The following is a 19,617-nucleotide window of genomic DNA, read 5'->3' on the forward strand; positions in this document are numbered from 1 at the left end:
TGTCGAAAAATATTTTTTGGACACCCCTGAGGGGCCGAAAAGCCTTGATAAATCAACATTTCTAGAGGGAGGAACAGACTTATGACGCATACAACCGGAAACGAAACAAGCTTCCGTGTGAAGGTTCAACGGTTTGGTGGTTATTTGAGCGGCATGATTATGCCAAACATCGGAGCGTTTATCGCCTGGGGGTTGATCACGGCGTTATTTATCCCGACCGGCTGGTGGCCGAATGAGACGTTTGCCAAGCTGGTCGGGCCGATGATTACGTACTTGTTGCCGCTATTGATCGGGTATACGGGCGGCAAAATGGTGTACGACGTCCGCGGCGGTGTCGTCGGGGCGACAGCGACGATGGGGGTCATCGTCGGTTCGGAAATCCCGATGTTTTTAGGCGCGATGATCATGGGGCCGCTCGGCGGCTATGTGATCAAAAAAGTGGACGGCCTCTTCCAAGGAAAAGTGAAACAAGGGTTCGAGATGCTTGTCAACAACTTCTCGGCCGGGATTGTCGGCGGCGTGTTGACGTTGCTCGCCTTTAAAGGGGTGGGCCCGATCATTTCTTTGATTAGCCAAACATTAGCGGCAGGGGTCGAAAAAATTATCGCTTGGCACTCGTTGCCGCTGGCGAACATTTTCATCGAGCCGGGGAAAGTGCTGTTCTTGAACAACGCGATCAACCATGGGATTTTAAGCCCGCTCGGCGTCGAACAGGCAGCGCAAACCGGGAAATCGATTTTGTTCCTGTTGGAAACGAACCCTGGGCCAGGACTTGGCATTTTGCTGGCGTACTGGCTGTTTGGCAAAGGGATGGCGAAACAGTCGGCGCCAGGGGCGGTGATTATTCATTTCTTAGGCGGGATTCATGAAATTTACTTCCCGTACATTCTCATGCGTCCGATCTTGATTTTGGCGGCGATGGCCGGTGGAGTGAGCGGAGTGTTCACGTTTACGGTATTCCATGCCGGGCTGGTGGCTGTGCCGTCGCCGGGAAGCATTTTTGCCTTGCTTGCGATGACGCCAAAAGGAAATTACCTCGGCGTGCTCGCTGGTGTGTTCGTCGCCGCAGCGGTGTCGTTCCTTGTCGCGTCGGTTTTCTTAAAAGCGGCGAGGCAAAACGAAGAGGAAGAAGATTTGGCGAAAGCGGCGGAGAAAATGGAGCAGCTGAAAGGGAAAAAGAGCCAAGTCGCTGCCGCGCTGCAACAAAATGAAGCGGCTTCGCCAGCGGTGGCTCAAGCCGTTCCTAGCCGGGTGAAAAAAATTGTGTTTGCCTGTGATGCGGGAATGGGGTCGAGTGCGATGGGAGCATCGATTTTGCGCAATAAAGTACAAAAAGCCGGCCTTGATATTGAAGTCACGAACACGGCGATCAATCAGCTGCCGGCCGACGCCGATATTGTCGTCACCCACCAAAATTTAACCGACCGGGCGAAAGCGAAACTGCCGAACGCGTATCATGTGTCGGTGGAAAACTTCCTCAACAGCCCGAAATACGATGAGTTGATCGAGCAATTGAAAAAGAATGCCTAAATCTTGAATAGAACGCAGGGGAGTCATGGTCCCCTGCGTTTTTTCATCAGAAACAGAAGAAGTTCTCTGCGTCTCCCGTTGGCGCAGGCGGTGGGAAGATGTCATTGGTGAAGGCTCCCGCCCGGATTTGTCTTTGACCGTGCTGATGAGCTCGGCCGTGGATCTGCCCCTATCTTTGTCGTAGGCGGTCATGCGTCTGGAACAACGGAACGTATGACCAATTAAAAACTGTCAACAATAACAATGACGAAAACGAAACATCTATTCATTGTCACATCAAGAAAAAAGCCCTTACAATAAGAAATGGAAAGAAGATCAAACATTTTAAACGTGTCAACAGTATGGCCCTAGGATCGGAGGTGAACAGCGATGTACGTATCGGCACGGGAGCGAAAGCTGCTTGAGCGTTTGTTGGCCGATGAACGGGAAATGACGGTCGGCGAACTGGCTGAGGAGCTGAATGTCAGCGTCCGCACGATCCACCGTGATTTGCAAGGCCTTGAGTCCGTTTTGCGGCGCTACGGGCTCGAGTTGGTGAAAAAAGCGGGAGTCGGCATTCGTGTTATCGGGGAAAAGAAACAGAAGCAGGCGCTGGCTGTAGAGCTGCTTCATCTTTCTCATCGTGAATATACGCCGGAAGAGCGGCAGCTGATGATTTTAATCGCCTTGTTGGAAGCAGACGAGCCGGTGAAACTCGTCTCATTGGCGAATGACCTAAACGTTACGGTCGCTACGGTCAGCTTGGATTTGGATAAACTGGAGAAAACGGTTGAAGCGTACGGGCTTTCGCTCATTCGCAAGCGCGGGTACGGCGTCGAGCTTACCGGTTCTGAATCGGCGAAACGGCGCCTCATTGGCGAACTGCTATTTCGCCATGTCGATGAACACGAATTTTTGGCGCTGATGAAAGAGACGATCCAGAGACGGCCGGACGACCCACTCGATACGGTGGCGGAAAAACTGCTCGGGCTGGTCGACCGGAAAAAGTTGGCCGTCATTGAACAACAAATCGCGCAGGTGAAAGAAACGTTCCCGTTTACGATGGCCGACAGTTCGTACATCGCCTTCGTCGTCCATTTGGCGCTCGCCATCGAGCGCATCAGACGGGGGGAAGCGATTCATTTCGACCCGCGTGATTTGCAGGCGCTTCAGGCGACGAGAGAGTATGAAATTGCGGAAGCGCTGGCCGAATCGTTAGAAAGAGCGTTTGGCATTGACATCCCCAAAGAAGAGATCGGCTATATGACGATGCACTTAATGGGAGCGAAATGGCGCAGCCGCCAAGGAATGGTGATGGAGGAGCCGAGTTTGGCCATCGGTATGAAAGCGCAGCAGCTCATTCGTTTCGTCAGCCGCGAGCTCGGTGTCGATCTGTCCGCCGACCGGGCGCTATACGAAGATCTCGTCGTTCACTTGAAACCGGCCTTATACCGACTAGAACACGGGATGGGGGTCGCCAACCCGCTGCTTGATCCAATTAAGCAAGACTACGCGGAACTGTTTGCGATTGTCGCCGCCGGAACGAAGCAGCTGTTTGGCGATGTTCCGGTGCCGGAGGAGGAGATCGGCTATTTAGTGCTTCATTTTGCGGCTGCACTCATGCGCGAGAAAAAAGGCTGGCGGGCGCTCGTCATTTGTTCAAGCGGGCTCGGGACGGCAAAAATTTTGGCGACAAGGCTGAAGAAAGAGATTCCGGACATCGCTGTCATCGAACAAGCGTCCGTGTTTGAATGGAAAACGAAAGACGTAAGCGCGTACGACCTCATCATTTCCACCGTGCCGCTTGCGGAGGAACACGGCCCGTATTTCATCGTCAGCCCGATGTTGCGGGAGGAAGAAGCGCGGGCGATCCGCGCGTTTTTAGCGCGAAAATCGGCCGCTGTGGCGAAACCAGTAGAACGCGGGCAAGACGCACAGCCTAACCGACAGACGCTGAAAACGATGAAAGCCATCAGGCGCATCAGTGAGACGATCATCGGCATGTTAGAAGGATTTTCGCTGCGGGTCGTTAAGCACTGCACCGTTCACGGGCTCTTGTCCGACGCTTGCCGCCGGCTTGAACAAAGCGGCGTCATCGTCGATGCCGAAGCCGTCATCGGGGAGCTGCGGCGGCGGGAGTCGCTTGGCGGGCTCGGCGTCCCTGGCACGTCGCTCGCGCTTTATCACGCCCGCAGCTTCGCGGTCCTTCGCCCTTCGCTGACGATGTATCGGCTTGATGAGCCGCAGACGGTGGCAGGCATGGACGGGAACCCGATGGAAATCAACACTGTTGTGCTGCTTCTTGGCCCTGCTGATGCAGACGAGGAGACGCTTGCTGTTTTAAGCCATATCAGCGCGCTGTTAGTCAAAGATGAGCAAAGCATCACCGTCTTGGCGCACGGCGATGAGGAACAAGTGTATTCGCTCATTAGCACCCACTTGGAACAATTTTTTGATCATTATTGGACATCGGCGAAGGAGTGAAATGTATGTTGACCCATTCAATTTTAAACAAAGAAAACATTGTGCTAAATGCACAACCAAAAACGAAAGAAGAAGCCATTCGCCTAGCCGGCGACGTGCTCGTCAAGCAGGGGTATGTTGATCCAGCCTATGTGGACGCGATGCTGGAGCGGGAGGAACTGACCTCCACCTATATCGGCAACAGCGTCGCCATCCCGCACGGAACGGAAGCAGCGAAATCGCTCGTTAGGCATTCCGGCATTTCGATCGTGCAAGTTCCGGGCGGTGTTGACTTTGGCGGCGGCAACGAGGCAATGATCGTCATCGGCATTGCCGGCAAAGACGGGGAACATTTAGATATTCTTTCGAAACTGGCGCTTGTTTGCGCGGAAGCGGACCATGTCGCCGCCATGGCGAACGCCAAAACGGCCGAGGAAATTCTTGCGCTGCTTCATGAGGTGAACGGCTAATGCGGGCCGTCCACTTCGGCGCCGGCAACATCGGCCGCGGCTTTATCGGCAGCCTACTGGCGGCGTCGGGATATCAGGTCGTGTTTGTCGATGTCAACGAACAAATCGTCCGTTTGTTGAAGGAGCGGGGAGCGTATCGCGTCATCGTTGCCGGCGAACGGCAGGAAGAACAGTGGGTGCGCGGCGTTTCCGCTCTCAACAGCCAAACGGAACGGGAACATGTCATGGAGGCGATCGCGGCCGCCGACCTCGTGACAACTGCGGTCGGCCCGCACATTTTGCCGGCCATTGCGCCAGTCATCGCCGCTGGGCTCGAGCGGCGCTTCACGGTTCATCAGCAGCCGCTTCACGTCATTGCCTGTGAAAACATGATCGGCGGCACGGAAACGTTGAAAACACACGTCTTTGCCCATCTTTCCGCGGCTGGGCGACAGCTGGCAGATGAACACGTTGGTTTTCTCAATTGCGCCGTCGACCGCATCGTTCCAAACCAAACGAGCGATGATCCGCTCGCGGTGACGGTCGAGCCGTTTTTTGAATGGGCGATTGAAACACGAAACGTCATCGGCGCCGTTCCGCCGATTCAAGGGGCGCATTTTGTCGCTGACTTAGGGCCGTATATCGAGCGCAAATTGTTTACGGTCAATACCGGCCACGCGTTGGCCGCCTATTTAGGCTATCAAAAACAATACCAAACGGTTCAGGAAGCCATGAAAGACAGCGGCATCCGGACGAGTGTCGAGCAGGCGCTCGGTGAGTCGGGAGCTGTCTTAGTGAAAAAGCACGGATGGAATGAAGAAGAGCACCGTTCCTATATCGAAACGACGATCGGGCGTTTCATCAATCCGTCCCTTTCCGATGATATCGTCCGCGTCGCCCGTTCACCGATCCGCAAGCTCGGGCCGAACGACCGGCTCATCGCTCCGGCTGTGCAATATTACACTTTATTCGACAGCGTCCCGTCCGGGCTTGTCAAAGGCATCGCCGCGCTCTTGCGGTTTGATGAGCCTAGCGATGCCGAAGCTGCTGCTCTCCAGCAAACGATTGAACAAAGCGGTGTCGAAGGCGCGCTTCGGCAATACGCGGGACTGGAGCATGACCATCCGCTCGTCGTGGCGGTGAAGGAAGAATATGCTCAAATGAAACAAATGGATTTGCGTTAAACTCGGAGATCTCTTATATTCTGTCGTCGACCTCCAATCGTGCAAAAACCCCCGGGGGTCGACGACAACCGTTGAAAGCGCCCCACCTTCCAGCTACCGAAGGAAAAAGAAATTGACACAATTTTTGAAACATGATATTCTGAAAACAGCTGCCAACGGAAACACCTGATTTCACGGGCTTTGTTTGGGTTTTTATCGTACCTATGAGGGATTGAAACTCGAGGGAATGAAATCGATGAATGGTCCGTTGCAAGAGTTTTTATCGTACCTATGAGGGATTGAAACTAAATGCCCGCCGCCGCGAATACACTGCCACCGTAGCGTTTTTATCGTACCTATGAGGGATTGAAACAATTGGTCTTTGTCTCGCCTGTCGGCTCTCCTGTCGTTTTTATCGTACCTATGAGGGATTGAAACCTTGTTGCGGCGGACGTTTGCCAGCTCTCAAATCAGGTTTTTATCGTACCTATGAGGGATTGAAACCTTTGCAACTCATACTTACGCAATGGTTCATAAACAGTTTTTATCGTACCTATGAGGGATTGAAACGTTTTTCTTTCGCAATAGTTTCTGGAGAGTCGCCATGTTTTTATCGTACCTATGAGGGATTGAAACAAATGGAGAACTTCGTCGTTTCGGAAAACGTACATTGTTTTTATCGTACCTATGAGGGATTGAAACTCAAGTCGATCTTTTTAGACAAGTCCACGCCGATATGTTTTTATCGTACCTATGAGGGATTGAAACCAGTGCGTCGCCAAAGAGTTGTTCCTCCTCGCTCTTTGTTTTTATCGTACCTATGAGGGATTGAAACTAAATATCTTGAAGGGATGCTATCCCTCCTAATTCGTTTTTATCGTACCTATGAGGGATTGAAACATGAGTCAGAAGTGATCGCCAACTGCCAGGCGTCGGTTGGGTTTTTATCGTACCTATGAGGGATTGAAACGCTCCCCACGGTTGTTTTCCGTGGGGCTGAAATTCGTTTTTATCGTACCTATGAGGGATTGAAACCCTTTCATTTTGATCTTGTCATGATCACGAAACTCGTTTTTATCGTACCTATGAGGGATTGAAACACACAACTTTCATTTTCTTTCCCTCCATTCTTTTTTGTTTTTATCGTACCTATGAGGGATTGAAACTAGATTTTCTGAACCACTTACCCATTCTAAATTAGAGTTTTTATCGTACCTATGAGGGATTGAAACCGATTGGTACGTTTCACAAGGCGTGCCACTTTCAGGTTTTTATCGTACCTATGAGGGATTGAAACCGCCGCGCGACAGGCCCTAACTGTCCCGGCATAGATGTTTTTATCGTACCTATGAGGGATTGAAACAAAGCTCAGACAACTTACCTGAATTAGACTGCTCAATTTGTTTTTATCGTACCTATGAGGGATTGAAACTCCGGTTCGGCCGGAAAATTCGCTGGGTTCTCACCAGTTTTTATCGTACCTATGAGGGATTGAAACTAATGAACATCGCCGATATTTGCTGATTTAATCTTGTTTTTATCGTACCTATGAGGGATTGAAACAGCGAATGGAAAGCGAAGGAGGTTCAATAATGGCAGGGTTTTTATCGTACCTATGAGGGATTGAAACCTCAGATGTTTATTAGACAGCCCTCCCGCCCCACAGTTTTTATCGTACCTATGAGGGATTGAAACTCGAAACATTCAACAACCTAAACGACATCAATCTCAGTTTTTATCGTACCTATGAGGGATTGAAACGTGATCCACCGGGAACAATGGTGCGCGTATGAATATTGTTTTTATCGTACCTATGAGGGATTGAAACACACATACGCCTTGGCCACTGTTTTCTTCTCCATGCGTTTTTATCGTACCTATGAGGGATTGAAACGTCCGTATTCGGTTACTTCTTGCAATTTTTTTCTCCAAGTTTTTATCGTACCTACGAGGGATTGAAACTTGGAAAATTCATGCGTTTGCACGCGCAAGGCATCATTTTTATCGTACCTATTAGGGAAATGAAACAATTCCTCCATGATCGTTGATCATCTTTTTCTACGGGATTTATTGTATCGATGAGGGATGGAAATAAAGAAAACGTGGAGTGGGCGACTGGTTTTTCAAAGAGCTGCTGTCCACATTTTTCGAAGAGGTTTTGCGCCTGCTCATCCGTCTTGAGCTCGATGTTGATAAAAAACAACAGATTCGCTCGATTGGTGAGAAATTACAAGAAACAAAATAATGACGTTGCAAGGTTTTGCAGTTTGAGAAACAATGTTGGAGAGCAGCATTTCCTGTTAAATTACCTGCCTCTAGGAGGCCGGAGATTTAAGGGTGTATACGGATTTGCAGTGTCATTTCTCAATTAGAAAAACCTTGTTGGATCGGGCCTGTTTTTCAATCATTCTCCCATTGATGAAGGGGATCAGCGGTTTTTCACCGGCCTCCTAGAAGATCGTGATTTCGTACAAAATCTTGCTATTTCATCTGTTTTTCAATTAGAGAAGCTTTGCGAAATCAGCTTTTTTGGGTGAAATGCCGCTGATTTGCTCGTGGCAGTCGCTTTGGGGTGCCCCAAGGCGACCGGGACACCCTGTCTCTTCGGCCGGTAACATCATGGAAAATGGGTGGATTCATTGAAGATGTGCTTATCAATTCTAAGACATGAGTCTTTAGGAGTCAGTGGTACATCGATTCTAACCAAGGAGTCGGGTTTATGTCTCCTTTTTGTTTGATTGCCAATGGATGTGAGAAAATTTGCGTGTTTGCGCCAGTATTGCTTTCGGCGAACGGAAACATCATAATACAAGCCTGTATGTTTTCCAGCGCGAGGACGAAAATCAAGGGAATTTTACGAAGAAGTATTGTAAACCGCTTTCATTTGGTTTATAATAAAGCTAAACCGGTTTATGAAAGCGTTTTGGGAACTAAATCGATTTAGGGCAAGAGAGGGATCGCTGTTGAAAAAAGTCACGATGGCCGATGTCGCGAAATTGGCCAACGTTTCCAAAAGCACGGTTTCGCAATATTTGAACAAACGCTACGAGTATATGAGCGAGGAAACGAGAAAGCGCATCGCCGAGGCGATTGAGGAACTTGGCTATCAGCCGAACGTGATCGCTCGCAGTTTGAAACAAAAAACGACGGCGACCATTGGCGTGATCGTTTTTAATATGCTTCATATGTTGACGACGCAAGTGCTGCACGCGATTGAAGAAGAGTGCCAAAAACGCGGCTTTCAAGTCATTGTCTCCAACTCCGGCGATGATCCGGAAAAAGAGAGAACATATATCGAGATGCTGCTGGCGAAACAGGTCGACGGGTTGATCGTCTTTCCCACGGGGAAAAATGAAGACGTTTACCAACGCCTTGCCGCCGAGCGGTTTCCGCTCGTCTTTGTTGACCGGATGGTGCCGGGAGTCGAGGCGGACAGCGTGCTGTTAGACAACTTTGGCGCAGCGGAGATGGCGGTTGATTATTTAGCAGCGGGCGGTTATGACCGCATCGCCATTGTCACCCCGCCGCTCGTTCCTTACAACGTGCCGCGGATGGAACGGTTTGCAGGGTTTCGGGCGGCGATGGCGAAAAGAGGGTTTGACATTGACGATAGGAATGTCATCGCCGCTGATCCGGCCGTACTGCCTCGGGAACTGAAAAAACGGTTTGCTGAGTCCCAACGGCCCAACGCCTTGTTTGCGATTAACGACTTGACATTGATGGGCGTTTTACGGTTTGTCAAGGAGGCGGGTGTGCGCATGCCGGATGAGCTGGCGATCATCAACATCGACGATGTGCCCTTTGCCGATATTTACACGCCAGCGCTAACGACGATCGCCCAGCCGACGTTTGCGATGGGGAAAAAGGCAGCTGAGCAGGTATTTTTACAAATCGATCGGAAACGGTCGGGCAAACCGCACGTGTTTCGTTTCTCTCCGATACTGAAGGAACGGACATCGATTAGACGGGAAAAGGCTTGAGGAAAGGAGGAGAAACGGTGATGATCCATGAACAGGTGGTCATTGGCATCGATATCGGGACGACTAGCACGAAAGCGGTCGTTTTCGGCGAATGTGGTCGGGTGTTGGCTTCCTATGCCGTTGATTATCCGATCATCCAGCCGCATCCGGGCTTTGCCGAACAAGATCCGGAAGAGCTGTTTGCGGCAGTCATTCAAGCCGTCGGGGCGGTGACGATCCGCCATCGGATTCGTCCCGAGCAGGTGAAAGCGATTGGGTTGAGTGCGGCGATGCACTCGATTATGGCGCTTGACGAATCGGGGCGGCCGCTTACTCGTTTACTCATTTGGGCCGATAACCGCAGCGTCGCCCAAGCGGAGCGGCTGCTGAAAGAGAACAACGGTCTTGACATTTATCGGCGGACGGGAACGCCGATCCATCCGATGTCTCCGTTGCCGAAACTGCTTTGGTTGAAAGAGAAGCAGCCGGATGTGTTTCGGCAAGCCCGCTGGTTTGTCTCTGTGAAAGATTATGTGCTTTACCGCTTATATGGCGATTATATCGCTGACCATTCGCTCGCTTCAGCGACCGGGTTGTTCCGCCTCGATACGCTCGATTGGGATGAGGACGTGCTTTCGTTTCTTGGCATAAGCCGCGAGCGGTTGCCGCGTTTAGTCCCAGCGACATACGTCTTGCAAGGGATGAAGAAAGAATGGGCGGATAAAATGGGGGTATCCGCTGATGTGCCGGTCGTCATCGGCGCAAGTGACGGCGTGCTGGCCAACATCGGTGTCGGCGCGGTGCTTCCGGGTGAGGCAGCCATTACGATCGGGACGAGCGGAGCGGTGCGGACGATCGCCGCTGCCCCGACGACCGATGAAAAAGGGCGGACGTTTTGTTATGCGTTGACGCCTAGCTATTGGGTCGTTGGCGGACCGACGAACAACGGCGGCATTTTGCTTCGCTGGCTGCGCGACGAGTTTGGCGCTCAAGAGCGGGAAGTGGCGAAAAAGCTCGGCATTGATCCGTACGACTTATTGACGAAATATGCCGAACGCGTCGCACCCGGAGCGGAAGGATTGGTGTTTTTGCCGTTTTTATCAGGTGAGCGGGCGCCGTATTGGAACGCGAACGCGCGCGGAACGTTTTTTGGCCTTGGCCTTCACCATCGGCGCGAACATTTGATTCGGGCGGTGATGGAAGGTGTCTGCTTCAGCATCGTATCGGTAGCGCTCGCGATCCGCGATGTCACCGGGCCAATGACCGAAATCCGCGTCTCCGGAGGCTTTGCGAAATCGCCGTTTTGGCGGCAAATGCTTTCCGATATGCTCGGCAAACCGCTCATTGTGCCGCAGACGCATGAGGCGTCGGCGCTGGGAGCGGCAGCGGTGGCGCTGCACGCGTTAGGGGAACTGCCATCTTTGGAAATGGTGAAAACGTGGATGGACACGACCGCCCGTCATGAACCGAAGGAAGAACATACGCTGATTTACGCTGAGCTGTTTGATTTATACACCCGCTTGTATGAGCGCTTAAAAGAAGAGTTTGACATCATCGCGGCGTTTCAGCGGCGAGGAGGGTAACAGGTGCAGTCACCTAAATCGGTTTAGGAAGCATCGGCTGCTCCTAAATCGATTTAGGAGAACGTGCGGCCTCGTTTACTTCTTGTTGAAAACGCTTGCTCCCTGAGCGAAATCGATTGATTCGAGATGTTGAGAAAAGGAAAGGGGGTGAAGAGCGTCGGCAGGATGAAACCTCAGCCTTGATGGTTGCGCACCTGCCACGTGAGCACATCACTCAAGAAGAAACGATGGTCGAAGAGTCAATCAATAAATGGTGATGACATAGCGTATACCGCTTTTCCGGCGGATCGTTTTCTCCAATCGAAAAAACCTTGCAACAACGGTTCTTCTTTGCATAATGGACGCTTATGGATTGGGAGAAACCGCTGTTTTTCACCGCTTTCTCAAATAGACGAATACAAGGGGGAACAAGTCATGGGAATTGCCATTGTCATTGCCGCCATTATTGTTTTATTGTTATTGATTACCGCAGCGAAAATGCATCCGTTTGTTGCACTCATTTCCGTTTCCGTCGGTGTCGGGCTGGCGATGGGGATGCCGCTCATTGCCCCGTCGCCGGAAACACCAGGGATCATCGACTCGATTAAAGCAGGGCTTGGCAATACGCTCGGCTTTTTAGCGATCGTCTTGGCGCTTGGGACGATGCTCGGCAAAATGATGGCTGAGTCGGGCGGTGCGGAGCGCATTGCGAAAACGTTAATCAATCGGTTTGGCCAAAAACGCGTCCATTGGGCGATGATGGTCGTCGCCTTTTTAGTCGGGATTCCGGTCTTTTTCCAAGTCGGATTTGTGCTCCTCATTCCACTCGTCTTTACGATCGCAATCGAGACGGGCATCTCGCTTGTGACGATCGGCATTCCGCTTGTCGCCGGTTTATCGGTGGTGCACGGCCTCGTCCCGCCGCACCCGGCGGCGATGGCGGCTGTCGGCATCTTTAAAGCAGATGTCGGAAAGACGATTCTTTATTCCATCATCGTCGGTCTGCCGACGGCAATCATTGCTGGACCGCTGTTTGGCAAATGGATCGGCTCGCGCATACACAAATCCGTGCCGGCCGACATCGCTGAGCAGCTCGTGCAGCAGAAAGAAGCGCGTGAACTTCCGGGCTTTGGAAATACGCTGTTTACCATTTTGCTTCCCGTTATTTTGATGTTAATTGCTTCTGTGGCCAACGTGACGCTTGATCAAAAGTCTGAAGCAGCGAAAGTGTTGCGCTTTATCGGTGATCCGATCGTCGCGCTGTTGATCGCCACGGTTTATTCATTCTTTAGCCTAGGCTATGCCCGCGGCTTTACCCGCGACGCTGTCCTGAAATTCGCCAACGACTGCCTCGGTCCGGTCGCAAACATCTTGCTTGTCATCGGAGCGGGCGGCGCGTTCAACAAAGTGCTGCTCGATTCCGGCATCGGCAATCAAATCGCGGAGGTGGCGAAACACTCGCACTTATCCCCGCTCCTGTTAGGCTGGGGCATCGCCGCTCTCATCCGCGTGGCGACCGGGTCAGCGACCGTGTCGATGATGACCGCAGCCGGCATCGTTGCACCGATTGCTGCGAGCATCCCGGGAACGAACACAGAGCTCCTCGTTTTGGCGACCGGTGCTGGGTCGTTGATCTTGTCACATGTCAATGACTCCGGGTTCTGGATGATCAAAGAATATTTCGGCATGACGGTCAAGGAAACGCTCATGACATGGACAGTGATGGAAACGATTATTTCGGTGGTGGCGTTTATGTTCGTCTTACTGTTGAATGTGGTTCTATAACAACAGAGTGGAAGAGGGTGTCTCGAAAGGATCGAGACCCCTCTTTCATTATGACATCCTTATTTTTCGTCGGTGTCGCTTGTTTTGACATATTCCTTTCATTTATTTTATGTTATAATAATGTAATAAAACATTACATAAGGAGTGACAAAAGTTGATTTTTGCGAGGCGTGCAGAGAGAAAAACAAGGAGTGAATCCGCTAGGTCAGAGCAGGAGGAAAAGCGTGAAGAACGAAACCAAATCGCTCGGCAAATTGTGGTGGCCGTTGATCAGCTCAAGGCGGTGATGGAACAGATGAAACTGGCGGCGCTTTCGCTAAGTCACATTTCCGATTCAAGCCAGAACAGCGCGGCAGAGCTGATGAGCCATAGCGAAAAAACAGTCGAGTATACAGAGAAAGTAGCGAAAAAAATGCGGGCCATCGAGGAAGCGGCTAAGGAAATTGCCACATCTTCGAACGACATTCATGCAAGCAGCCGACAGTTTTCTGAACAATGGATGCATTCATGGAATTAATTGGAAACGCTGCAAAAGGAAATCCGAACATTGCGCTCCCGCCATGAAACATTGCTGAGACAAATGGACCACCTTGTTTATCATTCGCAACGCATCAATCAAATTATATCGGCGATCGGTGAGATTTCACAAAAAACGAGAATTTTATCGCTAAACGCCAACATAGAAGCGGCTCGTGCCAGAGAACACGGACTTGGGTTTGCGGTCGTTGCGCGTGAAATTGGCATGCTAGCCAATCAAACATCGGAGGCGGTTCAACAAACGCAGGACATTTTGTCGCTCATTCAAGGGGAAATCGCAGCGACGACCGATATCGTTCGTGAAGAAACAAAGCAGATCGATGTCGAAGAAAAAGAAATGGAAGCGATTATGACGTTCCTTCATTCATTGCAGCAGCAGCTGAATAATATGATGGACCTCGTCTCTTCTTCTGCCGAGTCAGCATCCGGGCAGTCGGATAGCGTGGAAGAAATTGTCGGCCTGCTTGAAGAAATTGTGCAATTGAGCCAGGAAAATCAACAGTTTGTCGAGCGGGTGGCGGCGGATATGAACGAACAACATGAGAACGTCAGGCAGATCTTGCGCATTCACGAAGCGTTGCAAAAGACGGCGGAGGATCTGCAGCAAACAGTCGGACGTGATTGGATGAGAGAAACGATTTTTGTGGATGATGCAGTCGTAAAAAACGCGATTCATAAACTATCAGCTTTGCTTCAGTCGGCTCCGTTGGAACAAATGGATGAGATCATCCACTGTCGGGTACTGGACCAATTTTTAGCCCAGAACGGAGAATTTGAGGCTGTTTGGTCGAATCGTCTTGATGGCACGTTTGTCTATTCGAATCCACCAGCCGGATTGGTCAACGCCAAAGTCCGGTCGTGGTTTCAGGAAGCCAGTAAAGGAACAGTGTACGTTTCTGATCCGTATGTGTCGGCATTGACGAAACGTGTTTGTGCCACGGTTTCCGCTCCCATTGCGAACCATAACGGTCAAATTGTCGGAGTCATCGGAGCGGATTTGGCGCTTTCGAAATGAGAGATGCCCCAAAAAGGTGCATGTGTGCCTTTTTGGGGTGTTTTTTGTTTTTTTAGGAGGCTGGTGATTTAAGGGAGCAAGCTGCTTATCAAGCCTGTTTCTCAAATAAAAAACCTTATCGCATCAGGATCGTCTCCCCATTGCCCAAAGGAACAACCGTTTTTTTACCAGTCCGAATGACTTTAGAAACAAGAGGGGGGTTCTTTTATGATAATAAATATAACAAAAATATGTCATGAAATATAACAATGATGTTGAACCAATGATATCTAGGCCTTACACTGCTAATCAAGAATACATCCTCAAGATGGTTTACACAAAATGGATATCGCTCGTCACCTTGAGGAACAAGGGAGGGAGGCCGCTTTCCTAGATTAACGAAATATAAGGAATCATTGGTTTTTAGAAATGAATAAGGGGGAAGGATGTCCGAATGAAACCAAAATTCATGCCCAAGTTATGGTTGCTTTTCTGCATCAGCGTTTTTGCCCTTGGTGGCTGTGCGGCGTCATCAGCTGTGGATCAAGCAAAAAACGAAAACAAAAAGGATTCGTCTTCGGCTAGTAAAGAAGGCGATACGGTCAAAGTAGGGATTCTCCATTCGCTGAGCGGAACGATGGCCATCAGTGAAGTGTCGCTGCGCGATGCCGAATTAATGGCGATCGAGCAAATCAATGCATCCGGAGGGCTGCTCGGCAAGAAAATTGAACCGGTTGTGGAAGATGGGGCGTCGGACTGGCCGACGTTTGCCGAAAAGGCGAAAAAACTGTTACAAAAAGATCGAGTGGCCACCATTTTTGGCGGTTGGACATCGGCGAGCCGCAAAGCGATGCTTCCGGTTGTGGAGCAAAACAACGGGCTGCTTTGGTATCCGGTGCAATATGAAGGAATGGAGTCATCACCGAACATCTTTTACACCGGGGCGACGACGAATCAACAAATCGTTCCGGCGGTTAGTTGGCTCTTGAAAAACCGTGGCAAAACGTTTTTCTTGCTTGGGTCGGATTACGTCTTTCCACGGACCGCGAACAAAATCATCAAGGCTCAACTGAAGGACGAAGGCGGGCAAGTGATCGGTGAAGAATATACGCCGCTCGGCCATACCGATTATAGCACCATTATCAGCAAAATCAAACAAGTGAAACCGGCTGTTGTCTTCAATACGCTCAACGGCGATAGCAATGTCGCCTTTTTCAAACAGTTGAAAGACGCTGGCATCACGCCGAAAGACGTGACGGTGATGTCCGTCAGCATCGCAGAAGAAGAAATCCGCGGGATCGGGCCGGATGTGTTGGCCGGTCATTTGGCTGTGTGGAACTATTTCCAGACGACCGATACACCGGAGAATAAGGCGTTTGTACAAAAGTATAAACAAAAGTACGGACAAGACCGCGTGACTGATGATCCGATTGAAGCGGCGTATACAGCAGTTCATTTATGGGCCGAAGCGGTGAAAAAAGCCGGTTCCTTTGATGTGGATCAAGTGAAAAAAGCTGCGGCCGGCCTTGAATACAAGGCGCCGGAAGGAACGGTGAAAATTGACGGGGAAACGCAACATCTATGGAAAACGGTGCGCATTGGCGAAATCCAAGCGGACGGACAATTCAAAGAGTTATGGAATTCCGGCCAGCCGGTGAAGCCAGATCCGTATTTAAAGAGCTACCCATGGGCGAAGGGATTAAGTGAATAGTTCACTTGGAAGGAAGGAGTTTCCTTCCTTCCCGCCCAACCGATACGAGAGGGGGATAGCGATGTTCATTGACCAATTATTCAACGGGCTGAGCCACGGTTCAATTTTGCTTTTGATTGCCATAGGGTTGGCGATTACGTTCGGGCTGATGGGTGTCATCAATATGGCACACGGTGAATTGATGATGGTCGGAGCGTATACAACTTATGTGACCCAACAATGGTTTGCCAACGATATGCCGCACTCGGCAGGACTGTATTTTGTCGTCGCCATTCCGTTGTCATTTTTGATCGCCGCTCTGCTTGGCTGGGGGTTGGAAAAAAGTTTAATCCGTCATTTGTATCGCCGTCCGTTGGATAGTTTGTTAGCGACATGGGGGATCAGTTTGATTTTGCAGCAGACGGCCCGCCTCATCTTTGGGGCGCCCAACGTGGCCGTTGTGCCGCCAAGCTGGCTGGATGGCGGAATCCGCTTGTTCGGGGCGGTGTTTCCGTATAAACGGTTGTTTATTCTTTGTCTTGTGTTGGCGATCGTTTTCTTTCTCTATCTGTATCTAATGAAAACACGAGCTGGGCGACGCATTCAAGCTGTTACCATGAACCGGTCGATGGCGGCCTGCCTCGGCATTGCCACGCAAAAGGTCGATGCTTACTCGTTTGCCATCGGTTCAGGATTGGCGGGAGTGGCGGGATGCGCGTTGACCTTGCTTGGGCCGATCGGGCCGACGATCGGCACTTACTATATTGTCGATGCGTTTATGGTCGTCATTTTAGGGGGAGTAGGAAAACTGGCCGGGACGCTGCTGGGGGCATTTGGCATTGGCTTGATTTCGACGTTCGTCGAGTATTCCACAAGCGCCACTATGGCCAAAGTCATTGTGTTCGTTTTGATTATTGCGTTCTTGCAATGGAAACCATCCGGTCTTCTTAACGTGAGAACGCGGTCGCTTGATTGAGGGGGGAGCATGGTGAATCAACGTTGGGGATACTGGCTGTTTTTTGCCGCCTTGTTTCTTGCGCCGTTTTATTTGACCGAGTTTCGCTTGTCCCTGCTCGGCAAATTTCTTTGCTTGGCCATCGTGGCGGTCGGCATCTCCCTCATTTGGGGTTATACCGGCATTTTGAGCCTTGGCCATGGGGTGTACTTCGGATTAGGCGCTTATTGCATGGCAATGTATTTGAAGCTCGAAGCTTCGCGAGGGCATTTGCCTGATTTTATGGAATGGAGCGGTGTACGCGAACTGCCTTGGTTTTGGAAGCCGTTTTCGTATCCTATGGTGGCCATTGCCGCCGCGATTGCTCTTCCTACGTTGCTAGCTGCGCTATTAAGCTATTTCACATTTAAAAATCGGATTAAAGGCGTCTATTTTTCTCTTCTCTCCCAGGCGGTGGTCGTCGTATTGGTGACATTGTTTATCGGCAAGCAAGAATGGACAGGTGGAACGAACGGCTTGACCAATTTTTCAACTGTATTTGGTTTTTCGCTATCATCGCCGCTCACGCAAATCGTTTTGTATTGGCTGACAACAATCTGTCTCGCTCTCATTTTCGTCGCGGCGCGCCGCTTAACATCCGGACGATTGGGGAAGGTGCTCATCGCGATTCGCGACGCGGAAAACCGGGTCCGTTTTTTAGGATTCAATCCGACCGTCTATAAAGTGTTTGTGTATAGTTTGTCGGCAGCTTTTGCCGGGGTGGCCGGAGCGTTGTTTGTCCTGCAAGTCGGGCTTATTTCCCCAGAGATGATGGGGATTATTCCTTCAATTGAAATGGTGTTATGGGTGGCTGTCGGCGGACGCCACTCGCTCATGGGCGCGATCGTTGGCGCGATTGTCATGAACACGGCGAAAAGTTTTTTAAGCGAAAATTATCCCGACCTCTGGTTGCTTTTGTTAGGCGCGCTGTTTGTCGTTGTTGTGTTATTCGTGCCGAAAGGATTGGCGGGCATTTATGAATCGCTCGTTGCTGTTCGCATCAAAGCAAAAAGGGGGCATGAACGTGAAGCCCGTGTTGATGTGTCGTGATGTGATTGTTGACTTTGATGGATTCCGCGCTTTGCAAGGTGTTGATCTCACCGTTTACCCTCATGAAGTGCGGTTTTTGATCGGCCCGAACGGAGCGGGGAAAACAACACTTCTCGATGTCATTTGCGGACGGACGAGAGCGACGGACGGTCGAGTGATGTTTTTCTCCCATGACATCACGAAACAGCCGGAATACGAGATCGTGCAAATGGGGATTGCCCGGAAGTTTCAAAGCCCTTCCATTTTTCCGTTTTTGACAGTGTGGGAAAATATGGAGTTGGCCATTCGTCAAGATCGGCGCCTGCGTTCTGTTTTGCGGGCGAAGCGGACCGAAAAAGAGGAAGAGATCATGGCAGCCCAACTAGAGAGAATGGGATTGCTTGATGAACGCCATCGCTTAGCCGGCACTCTGTCTCATGGACAAAAACAGTGGTTGGAAATCGGCATGCAACTGATTCAGCGTCCGCAACTTCTCCTATTGGATGAGCCGATTGCTGGCATGAGCGCAGCGGAACGGGAGCGCACGGGGGAATGGCTTCATGAAATTGCTGAACATTGTGCGGTGATCATTGTGGAGCATGATATGGACTTTGTCCGCCGCTATTCGAAACAAGTGACGGTGATGCATGAAGGAAAAGTATTGTGCGAAGGCTCGATTGATGAGGTGCAGCAAAACGAACAAGTCATCGATGTGTATCTTGGAAGGAGGAAAAACGCATGTTATGTCTCCGGAATGTAACCGCTGGCTATGATGAAAGTGTTGTGCTCGGTCAAGTTCGCATGGACATTCCTCTCAGCCGGGTGACGGCGGTGTTAGGCAGAAACGGGGTCGGCAAAACGACGTTGATGAAAACGATCATCGGGTTGATTCGCCCGATGTCAGGCGTGATCGAATGGGAAGGAGAAGATATCACGCGATGGCCGCCGGAGCGGCGGGCGCGGGCAGGGATCGGTTATGTGCCGCAAGGGAGGGAAATTTTCTCTGCGCTGACAGTGGAAGAAAATCTCCTTCTCGGGTTGGAAGCGCAGGCCGAGAACGTCCGTCCTCAGCCGATCCTTGAGGAAATATATGCATTATTTCCAGTCTTAAAAGAGATGCGCCAGCGAAAGGGAGGGGATTTAAGCGGTGGACAGCAACAACAGCTGGCCATCGCCCGCGCGTTAGCCGGCGAGCCGAAACTGCTCTTGCTTGATGAACCGATGGAAGGCATTCAGCCGTCGATCGTTGAGTTGATTCATGATGTGATTATGAAAATCGCCGAAGAAAAGCAGGTCGGCATCGTGTTGGTCGAACATAACGTGGAGCTGGCGTTTTCTTGTGCCGATCATTTCTATATTTTGGATGGCGGCACTGTCGTGGCGAAGGGGGATGTCGATGAGGCGGATTTGACTTATATTCAATCGTTTCTTGCTGTTTAAGCCACAGGCCGCGGGTTAGCGATGAGAGAGTTCTTGAACCTGC

General features: G+C 50.8%; 15 protein-coding genes and 1 CRISPR repeat array. All 15 genes read left to right on the plus strand.

Annotated features, from left to right (window positions below; all coding sequences use genetic code 11):
• The first annotated feature begins 81 nt into the window (after window positions 1–81).
• The 15 genes from B4113_RS13055 to urtE all read left to right on the plus strand — a co-directional run bounded on the left by B4113_RS13055 (window position 82) and on the right by urtE (window position 19,574).
• Window positions 82–1,530: a PTS mannitol transporter subunit IICB gene (locus B4113_RS13055; RefSeq protein ID WP_033843759.1), complete on the plus strand. Its 1,449-nt coding sequence runs from the start codon at window positions 82–84 to the stop codon at window positions 1,528–1,530.
• A gap of 369 nt (window positions 1,531–1,899) precedes the next feature.
• Window positions 1,900–3,993 (plus strand): BglG family transcription antiterminator, encoded by a 2,094-nt coding sequence (locus B4113_RS13060; protein ID WP_033843760.1) that lies wholly within the window; start codon window positions 1,900–1,902, stop codon window positions 3,991–3,993.
• A gap of 5 nt (window positions 3,994–3,998) precedes the next feature.
• The gene (locus tag B4113_RS13065) at window positions 3,999–4,442 is read left to right on the plus strand and encodes a PTS sugar transporter subunit IIA (RefSeq protein ID WP_033843761.1); all 444 of its coding nucleotides are present in this window, start codon (window positions 3,999–4,001) and stop codon (window positions 4,440–4,442) included.
• The gene (locus B4113_RS13070; RefSeq protein WP_033843762.1) at window positions 4,442–5,605 is read left to right on the plus strand and encodes a mannitol-1-phosphate 5-dehydrogenase; all 1,164 of its coding nucleotides are present in this window, start codon (window positions 4,442–4,444) and stop codon (window positions 5,603–5,605) included. The genes B4113_RS13065 and B4113_RS13070 overlap by 1 nt, the downstream gene beginning before the upstream one ends.
• 188 nt (window positions 5,606–5,793) lie before the next feature.
• Window positions 5,794–7,611: direct repeats of the CRISPR family, unit length 30 nt; unit sequence GTTTTTATCGTACCTATGAGGGATTGAAAC.
• A gap of 80 nt (window positions 7,612–7,691) precedes the next feature.
• A complete protein-coding gene (locus B4113_RS19935) occupies window positions 7,692–7,829 on the plus strand; it encodes a hypothetical protein (RefSeq protein WP_156102712.1) in 138 nt (45 codons plus the stop codon).
• 718 nt (window positions 7,830–8,547) lie between these two features.
• The gene (locus tag B4113_RS13080; protein WP_033843764.1) at window positions 8,548–9,564 is read left to right on the plus strand and encodes a LacI family DNA-binding transcriptional regulator; all 1,017 of its coding nucleotides are present in this window, start codon (window positions 8,548–8,550) and stop codon (window positions 9,562–9,564) included.
• A gap of 17 nt (window positions 9,565–9,581) precedes the next feature.
• Window positions 9,582–11,126, plus strand: coding sequence for a gluconokinase (locus tag B4113_RS13085; RefSeq protein ID WP_033843765.1), 1,545 nt, complete (start codon window positions 9,582–9,584; stop codon window positions 11,124–11,126).
• Window positions 11,127–11,540: 414 nt separating this feature from the next.
• On the plus strand, window positions 11,541–12,890 hold the full coding sequence (locus B4113_RS13090) for a GntP family permease (protein WP_033843766.1): 1,350 nt from the start codon (window positions 11,541–11,543) through the stop codon (window positions 12,888–12,890).
• Between the two features lie 154 nt (window positions 12,891–13,044).
• Window positions 13,045–13,407: a hypothetical protein gene (locus B4113_RS20640; RefSeq protein ID WP_231559830.1), complete on the plus strand. Its 363-nt coding sequence runs from the start codon at window positions 13,045–13,047 to the stop codon at window positions 13,405–13,407.
• A 30-nt stretch (window positions 13,408–13,437) separates the two neighbouring features.
• The gene (locus B4113_RS13095; RefSeq protein WP_235598008.1) at window positions 13,438–14,442 is read left to right on the plus strand and encodes a methyl-accepting chemotaxis protein; all 1,005 of its coding nucleotides are present in this window, start codon (window positions 13,438–13,440) and stop codon (window positions 14,440–14,442) included.
• Between the two features lie 433 nt (window positions 14,443–14,875).
• Window positions 14,876–16,132: an urea ABC transporter substrate-binding protein gene (gene urtA, locus B4113_RS13100; RefSeq protein WP_061912556.1), complete on the plus strand. Its 1,257-nt coding sequence runs from the start codon at window positions 14,876–14,878 to the stop codon at window positions 16,130–16,132.
• Window positions 16,133–16,193: 61 nt separating this feature from the next.
• Complete coding sequence (gene urtB, locus B4113_RS13105; RefSeq protein WP_197055021.1) at window positions 16,194–17,087, plus strand: urea ABC transporter permease subunit UrtB; 894 nt, start codon at window positions 16,194–16,196, stop codon at window positions 17,085–17,087.
• A gap of 9 nt (window positions 17,088–17,096) precedes the next feature.
• Window positions 17,097–18,155: an urea ABC transporter permease subunit UrtC gene (urtC, locus tag B4113_RS13110; RefSeq protein WP_033019114.1), complete on the plus strand. Its 1,059-nt coding sequence runs from the start codon at window positions 17,097–17,099 to the stop codon at window positions 18,153–18,155.
• Entirely contained in the window at window positions 18,130–18,894 is a 765-nt protein-coding gene (gene urtD, locus B4113_RS13115) for an urea ABC transporter ATP-binding protein UrtD (protein ID WP_033019112.1), read from the plus strand. Before urtC ends, urtD begins: the two co-directional genes overlap by 26 nt.
• Window positions 18,873–19,574 (plus strand): urea ABC transporter ATP-binding subunit UrtE, encoded by a 702-nt coding sequence (gene urtE, locus B4113_RS13120; RefSeq protein ID WP_033019111.1) that lies wholly within the window; start codon window positions 18,873–18,875, stop codon window positions 19,572–19,574. The genes urtD and urtE overlap by 22 nt, the downstream gene beginning before the upstream one ends.
• Window positions 19,575–19,617 lie beyond the last annotated feature (43 nt).

This window comes from Geobacillus sp. B4113_201601 (assembly GCF_001587475.1).
Classification (GTDB): domain Bacteria; phylum Bacillota; class Bacilli; order Bacillales; family Anoxybacillaceae; genus Geobacillus; species Geobacillus icigianus.